The organism is Tessaracoccus coleopterorum (genome assembly GCF_011174705.1).
Classification (GTDB): Bacteria; Actinomycetota; Actinomycetes; order Propionibacteriales; family Propionibacteriaceae; genus Arachnia; species Arachnia coleopterorum.
The window spans coordinates 729782-741050 of the sequence record NZ_JAANIJ010000001.1 but is presented as its reverse complement, the minus strand read 5'-3'; the positions used below and the strand labels follow the sequence as shown (position 1 = coordinate 741050).

At 70.2% G+C, this 11269-nt stretch carries 17 protein-coding genes, 3 tRNA genes and 3 pseudogenes; 16 read left to right on the top strand and 7 right to left on the bottom strand.

Annotated features, from left to right (window positions below; genetic code table 11):
• Positions 1-43: 43 nt before the first annotated feature.
• Positions 44-406, bottom strand: coding sequence for a hypothetical protein (locus G7085_RS04755; protein WP_197510126.1), 363 nt, complete (start codon positions 404-406; stop codon positions 44-46).
• A gap of 216 nt (positions 407-622) precedes the next feature.
• Between G7085_RS04755 and G7085_RS04750 the strand changes: the two genes are divergently transcribed.
• Genes G7085_RS04750 through G7085_RS04730 form a run of 5 tightly spaced genes read left to right on the top strand, consistent with a single transcriptional unit; the run spans position 623 to position 3314 of the window.
• Positions 623-772, top strand: a complete 150-nt coding sequence (locus G7085_RS04750) for a hypothetical protein (RefSeq protein ID WP_197510125.1) — start codon at positions 623-625, stop codon at positions 770-772.
• Positions 769-1518, top strand: a complete 750-nt coding sequence (locus G7085_RS04745) for an NADH-quinone oxidoreductase subunit C (RefSeq protein WP_197510124.1) — start codon at positions 769-771, stop codon at positions 1516-1518. The genes G7085_RS04750 and G7085_RS04745 overlap by 4 nt, the downstream gene beginning before the upstream one ends.
• Entirely contained in the window at positions 1515-1832 is a 318-nt protein-coding gene (locus tag G7085_RS04740; RefSeq protein WP_197510123.1) for a 4Fe-4S binding protein, read from the top strand. Before G7085_RS04745 ends, G7085_RS04740 begins: the two co-directional genes overlap by 4 nt.
• Complete coding sequence (mptB, locus tag G7085_RS04735; RefSeq protein WP_331715479.1) at positions 1825-3108, top strand: polyprenol phosphomannose-dependent alpha 1,6 mannosyltransferase MptB; 1284 nt, start codon at positions 1825-1827, stop codon at positions 3106-3108. Before G7085_RS04740 ends, mptB begins: the two co-directional genes overlap by 8 nt.
• Positions 3093-3314, top strand: a complete 222-nt coding sequence (locus G7085_RS04730) for a hypothetical protein (protein WP_197510121.1) — start codon at positions 3093-3095, stop codon at positions 3312-3314. The genes mptB and G7085_RS04730 overlap by 16 nt, the downstream gene beginning before the upstream one ends.
• Positions 3315-3336: 22 nt before the next feature.
• Here the strand turns inward: G7085_RS04730 and G7085_RS04725 are convergent.
• From G7085_RS04725 to G7085_RS04715, 3 genes and pseudogenes are all read right to left on the bottom strand, one after another.
• A pseudogene (locus G7085_RS04725) lies at positions 3337-4212 on the bottom strand (exodeoxyribonuclease III); the annotation flags it as partial.
• Positions 4209-4739: a GNAT family N-acetyltransferase gene (locus G7085_RS04720; RefSeq protein ID WP_269452025.1), complete on the bottom strand. Its 531-nt coding sequence runs from the start codon at positions 4737-4739 to the stop codon at positions 4209-4211. The pseudogene G7085_RS04725 and the gene G7085_RS04720, both read right to left, overlap by 4 nt.
• On the bottom strand, positions 4736-5227 hold the full coding sequence (locus G7085_RS04715) for a YajQ family cyclic di-GMP-binding protein (protein WP_197510119.1): 492 nt from the start codon (positions 5225-5227) through the stop codon (positions 4736-4738). Before G7085_RS04715 ends, G7085_RS04720 begins: the two co-directional genes overlap by 4 nt.
• Before the next feature lie 186 nt (positions 5228-5413).
• Between G7085_RS04715 and G7085_RS04710 the strand changes: the two genes are divergently transcribed.
• The 11 genes and pseudogenes from G7085_RS04710 (at position 5414) to G7085_RS24140 (ending at position 10029) form a co-directional block, all read left to right on the top strand.
• Positions 5414-5496 (top strand) — tRNA-Tyr (locus tag G7085_RS04710).
• Between the two features lie 241 nt (positions 5497-5737).
• On the top strand, positions 5738-6268 hold the full coding sequence (locus G7085_RS04705) for a purine-nucleoside phosphorylase (protein WP_231979221.1): 531 nt from the start codon (positions 5738-5740) through the stop codon (positions 6266-6268).
• A gap of 99 nt (positions 6269-6367) precedes the next feature.
• Positions 6368-6440 (top strand) — tRNA-Thr (locus G7085_RS04700).
• 41 nt (positions 6441-6481) lie between these two features.
• A tRNA-Met gene (locus tag G7085_RS04695) sits at positions 6482-6557 on the top strand.
• 46 nt (positions 6558-6603) lie between these two features.
• The gene (gene rpmG, locus G7085_RS04690) at positions 6604-6774 is read left to right on the top strand and encodes a 50S ribosomal protein L33 (protein ID WP_077684751.1); all 171 of its coding nucleotides are present in this window, start codon (positions 6604-6606) and stop codon (positions 6772-6774) included.
• 175 nt (positions 6775-6949) lie between these two features.
• Positions 6950-7356 (top strand): annotated as a pseudogene (locus G7085_RS04685) (FAS1-like dehydratase domain-containing protein); the annotation flags it as partial.
• A gap of 35 nt (positions 7357-7391) precedes the next feature.
• A complete protein-coding gene (locus G7085_RS04680; protein ID WP_197512745.1) occupies positions 7392-7772 on the top strand; it encodes a MaoC/PaaZ C-terminal domain-containing protein in 381 nt (126 codons plus the stop codon).
• Positions 7765-8843, top strand: a pseudogene (locus G7085_RS04675) (UDP-N-acetylmuramate dehydrogenase). Before G7085_RS04680 ends, G7085_RS04675 begins: the two are co-directional and overlap by 8 nt.
• A gap of 309 nt (positions 8844-9152) precedes the next feature.
• Complete coding sequence (locus tag G7085_RS24150; RefSeq protein WP_231979220.1) at positions 9153-9509, top strand: hypothetical protein; 357 nt, start codon at positions 9153-9155, stop codon at positions 9507-9509.
• 8 nt (positions 9510-9517) lie between these two features.
• Positions 9518-9691 (top strand): hypothetical protein, encoded by a 174-nt coding sequence (locus G7085_RS24145; protein WP_231979219.1) that lies wholly within the window; start codon positions 9518-9520, stop codon positions 9689-9691.
• Positions 9667-10029 carry a peptidoglycan-binding domain-containing protein gene (locus tag G7085_RS24140; RefSeq protein WP_331715478.1) on the top strand — a complete coding sequence of 121 codons (363 nt, stop codon included), beginning with the start codon at positions 9667-9669 and terminating at the stop codon, positions 10027-10029. Before G7085_RS24145 ends, G7085_RS24140 begins: the two co-directional genes overlap by 25 nt.
• Here G7085_RS24140 and G7085_RS04665 read toward each other — a convergent pair.
• Genes G7085_RS04665 through G7085_RS04655 form a run of 3 tightly spaced genes read right to left on the bottom strand, consistent with a single transcriptional unit; the run spans position 10001 to position 11195 of the window.
• Positions 10001-10576 carry a peptidase dimerization domain-containing protein gene (locus G7085_RS04665; RefSeq protein WP_331715924.1) on the bottom strand — a complete coding sequence of 192 codons (576 nt, stop codon included), beginning with the start codon at positions 10574-10576 and terminating at the stop codon, positions 10001-10003. The two genes, G7085_RS24140 and G7085_RS04665, sit on opposite strands and share 29 nt — an antisense overlap.
• Positions 10522-10902, bottom strand: a complete 381-nt coding sequence (locus tag G7085_RS04660) for a M20/M25/M40 family metallo-hydrolase (RefSeq protein ID WP_197510117.1) — start codon at positions 10900-10902, stop codon at positions 10522-10524. The genes G7085_RS04665 and G7085_RS04660 overlap by 55 nt, the downstream gene beginning before the upstream one ends.
• On the bottom strand, positions 10902-11195 hold the full coding sequence (locus G7085_RS04655) for a hypothetical protein (RefSeq protein WP_197510116.1): 294 nt from the start codon (positions 11193-11195) through the stop codon (positions 10902-10904). Before G7085_RS04655 ends, G7085_RS04660 begins: the two co-directional genes overlap by 1 nt.
• Positions 11196-11269: the final 74 nt, after the last annotated feature.

Genomic DNA, 11269 nt, shown 5'->3' with positions numbered 1-11269 from the left:
CGGCCCTGCGGCGTGGCTGACGAGCGGCAGGCGAGCAGCCCCATCAGGGCGTCGCGCTGGGCGGGGATGAAGTCGCCGCGGGCCAGGTCGTCCCAGTTGGCGCCGGTGCGGACCCAGTTGCCGCGGGCGCCCATCCGCATGGGTCGCACGGCGAGGTTGGGGCCCTCCTCCGAGAACCGCAGCGCCAGGGCCTCCCGCTGGACGTGCCGCGTCCACCGAACGGTGCCAGCACCTGCTGCCACGTCGGCGGCTGCCGGTGGCGCCCAGGGGTGCGCATCGTGAGGATCAGGGCGACGGTGTGCTTGCAGTCCATCCGCATCGGGCAGCTGCAGGTGGCCACGAGCGAGTCGATCCCGGCGGGGCTGGTCACGGTCGTCGAGTACGTGCGGTAGCCGCTGCCCCGCACCGGCGCCGTCGCGAGGGTGCCCGAGGTGCGGATCGCTCCGACCCGGCCGAGTGCGGCGTACTGTCTGCCCGCGCAACGGTCGCAGCGCCGAAGCGCCGGTTCAGCGCGGCGTCGTCGGCCTCGGCCAGCCAGTCAGGGAAGTTCATCATCGGGAAGCAGAGTCTATGCGCACCGGGTCGGGGAGCGAAGACGGCCCCGGCGCGTAGACTCTCGCGCATGGTTGCAGCAAGGGACTGGTTCGGCGACGGATCGCTTTTCGTCGTCGACGTGCCGCTGGCCTGCTGTGCCCTCGAGACCCAGGCCGCGGCCGGCCAACGACCCGAGGTGCCGCTCGCCGATCTCCCGGCAGGGCCCGCGTCGTGGTGACCCTCTCGGGCACCATCACCGCCCCCATGCTGCCGTCCGTCACGCAGGTGCTCGGATCGGTGCCCGACGACGCCCGCGTCGTCGCGTTCGGCGCCTGCGCCTGCGTCGGCGGGCCCTACTGGGACTCGTACGCGGTGGTGCGGGCGCGGAGGCGCTGGTGCCCGTCGACCACTTCATCGCGGGGTGCCCGCCGCCCCGACCGCGCTCGACGACTACCTGGCCGCGGAGCGGGTGGGAGCATGAGCCTGCACGACGATGTGGCCGCGGCCAAGGGCGCAGGCTTCACCTTCCTGCTCGGGCTGACCGCCTTCGACGAGGTGGGCGTCGCCGACGAGATCCGCGTCGTGGTGCGCCTGCTGAACCCCGACACGGGCGAGGAGTCGGCGCTGGAGGCGCGCACCGACCGCGACCACCCGGCGCTGCCCGACCTCTCGGACCTGTTCGCCGGGGCCACCTTCCTGCAGCGGCAGGCCCACGACTTCTTCGGCGTCGAGTTCGTCGGCGGCGACAACCGGCCCCTGATCCATCACGGCGGTGGGGCCCCCATGCGCAAGGATGTGCTCCTCGAGCAGCGTCAGGTGACCGGCTGGCCGGGTGCCCTGGAGCCGGGGAGTCGGGCGCCTCCCCAGCCGCCGCAAGCTCGTCCCGCCGGGGTGCCCGACCCCGCCGTGCTCGCCGACCCGGCGTCCACTCCGGCCGATGTGGCGCTGTCGGCCACCGGCGCCCGCGTCAGGAGGCTCCGATGATCCACGGCTCGATCGCCCTCATCGACGACCTGTGCACCTCCTGCATGATCTGCGCCCGCGAGTGCCCAACCTGGTGCATCACGCTCACCTCCCACATGGAGCAGACGGTGCCCGCGCCCGGCGCGCGGCCCCGCACCCACAACGTGCTCGACACGTTCACCATCGACTGGTCGCTCTGCATGTACTGCGGCGTCTGCATCGAGCAGTGCCCGACCGACGCGCTCGTCTGGGACGGTGCCCACGTCCCCTCCGCCGACCGGCTGGTCGACCTGCTCTACGGCAGGGAGCAGTTGGTCGGGGGCGACGGTGCCTAGCCCCGTCCGGGGTGCGTTGCGTGACCTGCGTCAGGCCGCCTCGTCGCGGGCGGTGTGGGCCGGTTTCGCGGGGTCCTTCGGCATCCTGATCGGATCGCTCAGCCCGGCCTACCTGCCGCAGGCGTCACCGGTGTGGGACCTGCTGCGCGCCCTCGGCATCGACGGCCCCACCACGAAGGTGGTCGGCACCGTCGCCACCCTCCTGGGCCTCGCGCTGCTGCTCGAGTCGTGGTTCCGGCTGCGCCCGGCAAAGCGGCGCGCCCAGGGTAGGCCGCAGCTCAGACACTGGGCTGTGCTCGCGATCGTGTCGCTCCCGCTGCTGTTCGGCCCGCCGATCTTCTCCCACGACGCCTACTCCTATGCGGCGCACGGCTGGCTCATCCACAACAACCTGAACCCCTACTCCGTCGGCCCGGGGATCCTGCCCGGCTACTACGCCGACCAGGTGGCCTGGGTGTGGCGCGAGACGACCGCGCCCTACGGTCCGCTCGCGCTGTGGATGAGCCATGGCATCGTCCACCTGGCCGGGCTCGACCCGTTCCTCTCCGGTGTGCTGATGCGGGTGCCTGCGCTGATCGGGGTCGCCCTGATCGGCACCCTGGTGCCTCGGATCGCCCGCCGCGTCGGGGTCGACCCCGCCGCGGCGAGCTGGTTCTCGGTGCTCAACCCGATCCTCATCATCGACTTCATCGGCGGCGCCCACAACGACTCACAGATGACCGGGTTGATGCTGCTCGGCATCTGGCTCACCATGCGCCACCGGCGCTGGTGGCTCGGGGCGCTCGTGGTCGGCGTCGCCGCCTCCATCAAGCAGCCGGCCTTCCTCGTCGCCGTCGCCCTGCCCTTCCTCGTGGTGCCCTGGACCTCATGGCGACCGCGTGACGTGGCGTGGGCCGCCGCGAAGGCGCTCGCCTCGCTCGGCATCTCGGTGGCAGTGTTCGTCGGGTTCTCGTTCGCCTCGGGCCTCGGGTTCGGCTGGGTCAACGCCATCAACGTGCCCGGCATGGTCGACACGGTCTCGCCGTTCACGGTGCTCGGCCACATCGTGCAGTACCCGATCAACCTGCTCGGCCTGGACCAGGGCGGCCGGACGGCAGTCACCGTGTTCCGCGGTATCGGCACCGTCGCCGCCGTCGTCGGGATCGGCTACTTCGCGTGGCGGCACCTGGGCAGGAGGCCGCTGCACTTCATCAGCTACTCGTTCATCTGGTTCGCGCTGTGCGCCCCGCGATCCACTCGTGGTACCTGCTCTGGGGAGCGGTGCTGCTGCCGATGACGAAGCCGAGTTCGCGCGTACTGCGGGCCGCCATCGTCGCGACCGTGGTGCTGCTCGGGTTCAACGCCATGAACTTCGGCATCCGCAACGGGCTCTGGATGCTCGTGTTCATCCTGTTCGGCGCCACCTACTGGACGATGCACTCCCACGAGCTCAGCCAACCGATGGCCGAGGAACCCGAGCGGATGCCCGAGTCGGTGGCCTGAGTCAGGCCACGAGCGTCGAGGTGTCGTAGTCGACGATCACGGGGAGTGGTCGCTCATCCGCTCCTCATAGCTGGCCTCACGCCCCACGAGCGCCCCATCGCGGCCCTCGCGAGCCGCGGGGAGGCCAGGTGGTAGTCAATGCGCCAGCCTGAGTCGTTGACGAAGGCCTGCCCACGCCACGACCACCAGCTGTACGGGCCGTCGGTGTCGGGGTGGAGCGAACGGACGACGTCGACCATCGAGCGCGGCCCCGTGACCGAGCCGAACCATTCGCGCTCCTCGGGCAGGAAGCCCTCGGACTTCTGGTTGCCTCGCCAGTTACGCAGGTCGTTCTTCGTGTGCGCGATGTTGAAGTCGCCCATCACGAGGAACTCGCGCCCCTCGCCTGCCGCCTCCCGGCGGGACGCCGCCATCGTGCGGGCGAGCCCGCGCATGAACCGCATCTTGCGTCGGTACTTCTCCTCGGTGCCCTCCTCGTGGGGCCACGCCGCGCCCTTCGGCAGGTACAGCGAGGCGACCCGCAGCGGCGCATCCGCGAGGTCGACCTCGAGGTAGCGGCCCTCGTCCGCGAAGGGGCGAGGTCACGCCCGCCGATGCGTTCGGCCTGCGCCTCCGCCGGAGCCCCACCCGGGGTGATGACCGTGACGGTGTCGCCGAGCGCCCGCACGCGGGTCGGCGCGCTGCGGGTCAGCAGCGCGACGCCGTTGCGGCCTGCGAGGGTGCCCGCGTCCAGCGTCGTGTGGTAGCCGTCGAAGGCCTCCAGCGGCAGGTCGGCCACGCGGCAGCGGACCTCCTGCAGCGCGATGACGTCGGCTGCCTGGGAGTCCCAGAACGGCCGGAAGCCGCGCTTGAGCGACGCGCGGATCCCGTTGACGTTGTGGGTGCCGATCCGCCTCATCGGGTGATCTCGAGGGTCGCGATCGGCCACGGGTCGCTCACGAGCCTGCCGTAGGTGAGCACGTCGACGCGCTGTCCGTCGATCAGGAACTTCCCGCGCTCACGGCCCTCGTGGACGAAGCCCGCGGCGCCCGCCACATTGCCCGACAGCGGGTTGTCGGCGCGGTGCCCCAACTCGAGGCGCTCGCAGCCACCGGAGGAGAGCGCCCAGTTCGCCACAGCCGTCGCGGCGAGCGAGGCCCAACGGCGGCCCCGGTGCGACGCGTTCATCCAGTACCAGAACCAGCCCACCCGGTTGACTGCGTCGACGCTGACCCCGACGAGGCCGACGAGCCGGTCATCGTCGGTGATGGCGAACGCGAGATCGCCGCGCTCCTGCAGGGCCGCGACGTACGCCTCGGCCTCAGCGAGGGTCGTCACGGTGCCCTGACGGGCCATGCCGGGGTCGGATGCAAATGCCGCGAGGACGTCGGGGCGTCGTCGGGGCGGAGGTGGCGCAGCGCAAGCAAGGGGTCTCTCCTGGGTCAGCGGTAGTTCACGTACTGGACCGCGAAGTCGTAGTCCTGATCCTTGATGAGCCGCTGCACGTCCTGCAGGTCGTCGCGGCTCTTGGAGGAGACGCGCAGCTCGTCGCCCTGGATCTGCGCCTTGACGCCCTTGGCTGCCTCGTCGCGGATCAGCTTCGAGATCTTCTTCGCGTTCTCCTGGGTGATCCCCTCCTTGGTGGTGGCGGTGATCTTCCAGAGCTTGCCCGACTGACGGGGCTCGCCCGCGTCGAGGGCCTTCAGGCTCACGCCGCGGCGGGCCAGCTTCGACTGGAACACGTCCAGGATCGCCTTGACGCGCTCCTCGGAGATGGCCTCCATCTCGATGGCCTCGCCCGACCAGGCGATCTTCGAGTCGGTGTTCTTGAAGTCGAACCGCTGTGAGACCTCCTTGGCCGCCTGGTTCAGGGCGTTGTCGACCTCCTGACGGTCGACCTTGCTGACGATGTCGAACGAGCTATCCGATGCCATGGGGGTTCCCTCTCAGATGGGCGGGTGTCGTCCCGCCATTGTGCCAGCCTGAGGCCCTTCGGCGATGTCGGCGGGTCGGGCAGCGGGCGCTCCGCGCGCAGCCGAAGGGTGCGGGTGTGCCGGAATGGCCGCTTTGCCGAGGCCGGTGCCACCCTGCTAAGCTCATCCGCGCCGGGAAACCGGCACGGCAGGTTGCCCGAGTGGCCAAAGGGAGCGGTCTGTAAAACCGTCGGCGTCGTCCTACGTTGGTTCAAATCCAACACCTGCCACTAGGCCCGAATCGGATTGATTCGGGCCTGGTTCTGTTTCACCCACAGATAGGGGGCCGAAGATGGCCACTCCACACATTTCCTGCGAGCCCGGCGACATCGCCCCGCTGGTGCTCATGCCCGGCGACCCGAAGCGGGCCGAACGGATCGCGCGCACGAGGATGGAGGGGCCAGGCTGGTCTCCGACGTCCGCGGCATCGGGGCATGGACCGGCCTCATCGACGGCGTCCCCGTCACGGCGATGGCCTCCGGCATGGGCGTGCCGAGCCTCTCGATCTACGCCACGGAGCTGTACGGGCAGTACGGGGTGGAGCGGATCTGCCGCGTGGGCACCTGCGGAGGCATCTCCCGCAAGGTCGCCGTCAAGGACGTGATCGTCGCGTCGTCGGCGCACACCAACTCCGGCGTCGCCACCATCGACATCCCCGGCGTCAGCCTCTCGCTCGCCGCGTCGTACGACATGCTCCGAGGGGCCGTCGACCAGGCGCGCGGCTCCGGGAAGCGTGTCCACGTCGGGCCCGTCTACACCAGCGATTTCTTCTACAGCTCGCGGATGGACATCGTGCCCGCGCTCGACAAGCTCGGCACCCTCGGCGTCGAGATGGAGGCGGCCGGCCTGTTCGGCTGCGCGCTCGCAGCAGGGAAGGAGGCCGCGGCCGTCCTGACCGTCTCGGACCATCTCTTCGACGGATCGGGCGACCTCACCTCCGATGAGCGTGAGTCCCTCTTCCAGGATGCGCTCGAGGCGGGTATCGCGGCGCTGAAGGCCTGACCGGGGCGGGTTTGCCTGCCGATCGGGGCCGGCGCAGACGGCGTCGGCACCCCCGATTTGGCTAGCGCCTGAAAGTCCGTGTAGGGTTGTCTCCCGCTGGCCCCTATAGCTCAGTAGGCAGAGCGTCTCCATGGTAAGGAGAAGGTCTGCGGTTCGATTCCGCATGGGGGCTCTGTCCATTGTCGTGGCACCACCCACGGCAATGGACTCCTCGACGGGGTAGCTCAGTCGGTAGAGCAAGCGGCTCATAATCGCTGTGTCGCGGGTTCAAGTCCCGCCCTCGTCACCACAACCGATCATCTAGTGCTCCAGAAATCACTTGAAGGAAATGCGAAATGGCTAAGAAGTCTCAGGACGTTCGTCCGAAGATCACGCTCGCCTGCACCGAGTGCAAGGAGCGCAACTACATCACCAAGAAGAACCGCCGTAACGATCCCGATCGTCTCGAGCTCAAGAAGTTCTGCCCGCGCTGCCGCGTGCACCAGCTGCACCGCGAAACCCGCTGACCGCGGACCTCAGTACAGCAGGAACGGCCGTCCCCAACGGGGCGGCCGTTCTGCGTTCCCGACGGGCGGCCGTTCTGCGTTCCCGACGGGGCGGCCGTTCTGCGTTCCCGACGGGGCGGCCGTTCTGCGTTCCCGACGGGCGGCCGTTCCGCGTTCCCGCGATAGGGTGAACCCCATGCCGATCACCCCCGAGCACGTGGGCCGCGCCTACCCACCGGCGCAGCCGTACCTCGTCAGCCACGCCAAGATCGCCGAGTTCGCCGACGCCCTCAGGGACGACAACCCCGCCTACCGTGGCGCCGATCCGGTCGCCCACCGACCTTCGCTGCGGTCATCGCGGCCCAGGCCTGGGAGGCGCTGTTCGGTGATCCCGAGCTCGACCTCGCGCTGAACCGCACCATGCACGCCGACCAGGGTTTCGCGTTCACCCGGCCCCTGCGGCCGGGCGACGCCGTGGTCGCGCAGCTGACCATCGAGAAGGTCCGCAACCGCGGCAACCTGGACATGGTCACGATCCTCGTCGACCTCAGCGTCGACGGCGAGAGCGTCTGCGAGGCACGTTCCACGCTCATGCACACGAGGGAGGCTCCGATGCCTGAGTTCTTCGTCGGGAGGAGCTGCCGCAGCTCCGCGTCAACGTCACCAGGTCGACCGTGGTGCGCTACTCCGGTGCGTCGACCGACTTCAACGAGATCCACTTCTCCGACCGGCACGCCCGCGCCATCGGGCTGCCCGGCGTCGTAGCGCACGGCATGTGGACGATGGGCGCCGGCCTGAAGATCGTCACCGACGCCGTGGGCGACCCGGCCCGCGTGCTGAGCTGGTTCGTCCGCTTCACCCGACCCGTCGTCGTGCCGGACACCGACGAGGGCACCGAGGTCGTCTACACGGCCACCGTCACCTCCATCGAGGACGGCGTCGCGAAGATCACCGTCACCGCCACCTGCGGCGACGAGGCGGTCCTCGGCGCCGCCCGCGCGGAGGTGCGCGTTGACTAGCTGCAACGTCGAGCGGTTCGACAGCCCCGCGACGGTGGCGGGCGTCAGCGCCTCGCCGCTGCTCAGCGACCACACCACGCTGCGCGTCGGTGGCCCGCCCGCGAGTTCATCGTGGCGGAGACCGAGGCCGAGCTCATCGACGTCGTGACGGTGTGCGACAAGGCGGGCACCCCCGTGCTGGTGCTCGGCGGAGGATCCAACCTCCTCGTCGCGGACGAGGGCTTCCCGGGCACCGTCGTGCACGTCGGCTTCGGGGGAGTGAAGGCCGATGTGTCCACCTGCGGGGCGCTGCCGTCCGCGTCGGCGCGGGAGCGACCTGGGACGACCTGGTCGCCAGCGCCGTCGAGCAGGAGTGGAGCGGCATCGAATCGCTCTCCGGCATCCCCGGCAGCGTCGGCGCGACCCCGATCCAGAACGTCGGCGCCTACGGCAGCGAGGTCGCCCAGACGATCACCTCCGTGCGCACCTGGGACCGCGCCCGGCGGACCCAGAAGACGTTCCCGGTGGCCGACTGCGGCTTCGGGTACCGCACCTCGCTCTTCAAGCGGGAGCCGGGACGCTACCTGGTGCTGGAAGTGGGCTACCAGTTCACGCTCGGGTCGCTCAGCCAGCCCATCGCCTACGCCGAACTGGCCCGCCGCCTCGACACCGTGGTGGGGGAGCGGGTGCCCTCGCATGTCGTGCGCGACACCGTCCTCGAGATCCGCGCGAGCAAGGGGATGGTCCTCGACCCCACCGATCACGACACGTGGAGCGCGGGGTCGTTCTTCACCAACCCGATCCTCGACGCCGACGCGGCGGCAGCGCTGCCCGACGGTGCCCCCGGTTCCCGACGGCTGACGGGCGGGTCAAGACCAGCGCCGCCTGGCTGATCCAGCACGCCGGGTTCGCGAAGGGCCACGGAACGGCCAGGGCAGGGCTCTCCACCAGACATGTGCTCGCCCTCACCAACCGCGGGGAGCGACCGCGGCCGATGTGCTCGCGGTCGCGCGTGAGGTGCGCGACGGCGTCCTGACGCGGTTCGGCGTCACGCTGGTGCCTGAGGTCAACCTCGTAGGCGTCCAGCTCTGAGGTGGGAGCAACCCTCAAGCGGGGGACCTCAACCTGAAGTTGAGGAACTTCCGTCCGCCGGGTGCCGGAGGCTAGCCTCATCGGCAACCTGCCACCTGCCCCTGGGAGAGGCCACCTTCTCATGCGTTGGATCAAGATCGCGCTCGCCGCGTCACTCGTGCTCGGCATCGCCGCCGTGGCACCGACCCAGGCGACCGCCACCGTGCAGTCCGAGTTCATCGCGAAGCTGGTGAAGCCGGCCCAGGAGAACGAGCGGAAGACCGGCATCCCGACCTCCGTCGCCATCGGCATGGCCGCGCTGGAGACCGGTTGGGGGCGCTCGAAGATGGCGACCGACTACACCGTCGACAAGGGCTACCGACGGAGAAGGTCTACTCCGTCAACACCCTCTTCAACATCAAGTGCACCAAGGCCGTATCGCCGTACCAGACCGGCTGCGTCCCCGTCCGCACCGCCGAGTACCGCGAGGACGGCAGCGTCTACTACATCATCGACGAGTTCCGCACCTACCGGAACTGGGGCGACTCGATCCTCGACTACGGCCGCCTGCTCACCACCGCCTCCCGCTACGCGGCGGCGTTCGAGTACAAGGCCTACCCGACCAGTTCGTCACCGAGGTCCGCAAGGGCGGCTACGCCACCGACCCGAAGTACGCGTCGCTCGTGATCAACATCATGAAGAGCAACGACCTGTACCAGTACAACCTCAACGGCGCCGGCCCCGGCTACCCGCCGGGCATGGGCAGCGGGGCAGCAGCGGTGGTGCGCAGTTCGTCGCGGGCACCGACTTCCCGGCCTACCTCTCCGGAAGCAAGGCCGACGGGGTGCAGACCCTGCAGTCGCTGCTGAACGCCGTGAACTCCGCCGGGATCACCGCCGACGGCGTCTACGGAGCGAAGACCAAGACGGCCGTCATCGCCTTCCAGAAGAAGCAGGGCCTCAGCGGCACGGGCCTGATGGACGACAAGACGTGGGGGAAACTGGTGCCCGCGCTCAGGCAGGGCGCAAACGGTGGCGCCGTCACCGCCCTGCAGACCGAGCTGAAGGCCGCGGGGCAGGCCGTGACCGTCAACGGCACGTTCGACGCGGCCACCCGGAAGGCCGTCAGCGCGTTCCAGACGGTGCACCGCATCAAGGTGACCGGTGAGGTGGACGCCCTCACCTGGGCCCGCCTGATCGGAGACTGACCCCCTGGAGCGACTCGACCGCGGCCACATAACCGCAGGCGAGGGCCTGCGCGCACAGCTCCAGGGCATCGCGCCCGGGCAGGTAGGCGCCGTGGTGCAGCCCGACACCGTTGATCCGGCCTGTGCCGACGAAGCACATCAGCGACGCCGTCGCCGCGCCGTACTCGGCGAAGTCGTCCGACCCGCACGAGCGGAACGGCGACTCGGCCACGGTGAGCCCGATGCCCGCCAGGTGCCGGTCGGTGCGGCGCACCAGGCCGGGATCGTTGACCAGGGCCGGCCCGCCGCGCACGAACCGCACCCGCCCGGTCGCCCCGCGCCCGGCCGCGACCGACTCGGCGGTGCGCGTGATGGCCTCGTGCAGCAGGGCACGGTCGGCCTCGTGGTAGGTGCGGATGGTGCCCTGGCAGACGGCGCGGTCGGGGATCACGTTGGGTGCGGTGCCCGCCGCGACCTGGCCGAATGACACCACCGTCGGATGGATCGGGTTGATCAGCCGGGTGGGCAGCGACGACACCTCACCGATGACGGCGGCGAGTGCGGTGATGGGATCGACCGCCTGGTGCGGGTAGGCGCCGTGGGCGGGGAGCCCGCGATCTCGATCTCGAACGAGTCGTAGGCGGCGTTGACGGCACCGGCGCCGGTGGACACGATCCCCGCCTCGACACCGGGCTGGACGTGCACCCCGATCATCGCCTCCACGCCCTCCTCGTCGAGGAGCCCCGAGGCCACCACGTCGCTCGCGCCCGGCGGGGTAACCTCCTCGCGGGGTTGCAGGATCGGCACCATTGCGGCGGGCAGGTCCAGGCCGCGCGCCGCCGTCAGCACCGCCCACAGCGCGGCCAGGTGCACGTCGTGTCCGCAGGCGTGCATCACCCGGGCAGCCGCGACTCCCACTCCACGCCGGTGGTCTCGTTGACGGGCAGCGCGTCGAGTTCGGCCCGCAGCCCGACGGCCGGGCCGTCAGGGCCGAGCCTGCTCCAGGCGCCGGTGCCGGCGACCGGCGACCAGGCCAGCCAGTCGAGCGCGCGGCGCATCTCGTCGCGCGTGTCACCCTCCTGCCCGCTCAGGCGGGGCTGGGCATGCAGCACGCGACGCAGGGCGGCGGCCACGGGCAGCGCCGATGTGATCCCCACCTTGAGCGCTGGTAGCAGCTCGGACGTCATGGCGCTGAGCTTAACCCCGATCGTTTCCGGGTGGTCGTGGCTGGCTCAGCCCGGCAGTAGGGTGAACGGATGCT

Excerpts from the sequence above, each read along its gene's own strand:
- G7085_RS04750 (WP_197510125.1), top strand. The coding sequence starts at position 623 with ATGGTTGCAGCAAGGGACTGGTTCGGCGACGGATCGCTTTTCGTCGTC.
- G7085_RS04740 (WP_197510123.1), top strand. The coding sequence starts at position 1,515 with ATGATCCACGGCTCGATCGCCCTCATCGACGACCTGTGCACCTCCTGC.
- G7085_RS04715 (WP_197510119.1), bottom strand. The coding sequence starts at position 5,227 with ATGGCATCGGATAGCTCGTTCGACATCGTCAGCAAGGTCGACCGTCAG.
- G7085_RS04705 (WP_231979221.1), top strand. The coding sequence starts at position 5,738 with ATGGCCTCCGGCATGGGCGTGCCGAGCCTCTCGATCTACGCCACGGAG.
- rpmG (WP_077684751.1), top strand. The coding sequence starts at position 6,604 with ATGGCTAAGAAGTCTCAGGACGTTCGTCCGAAGATCACGCTCGCCTGC.
- G7085_RS24145 (WP_231979219.1), top strand. The coding sequence starts at position 9,518 with ATGAAGAGCAACGACCTGTACCAGTACAACCTCAACGGCGCCGGCCCC.
- G7085_RS04660 (WP_197510117.1), bottom strand. The coding sequence starts at position 10,902 with ATGCACGCCTGCGGACACGACGTGCACCTGGCCGCGCTGTGGGCGGTG.
- G7085_RS04655 (WP_197510116.1), bottom strand. The coding sequence starts at position 11,195 with ATGACGTCCGAGCTGCTACCAGCGCTCAAGGTGGGGATCACATCGGCG.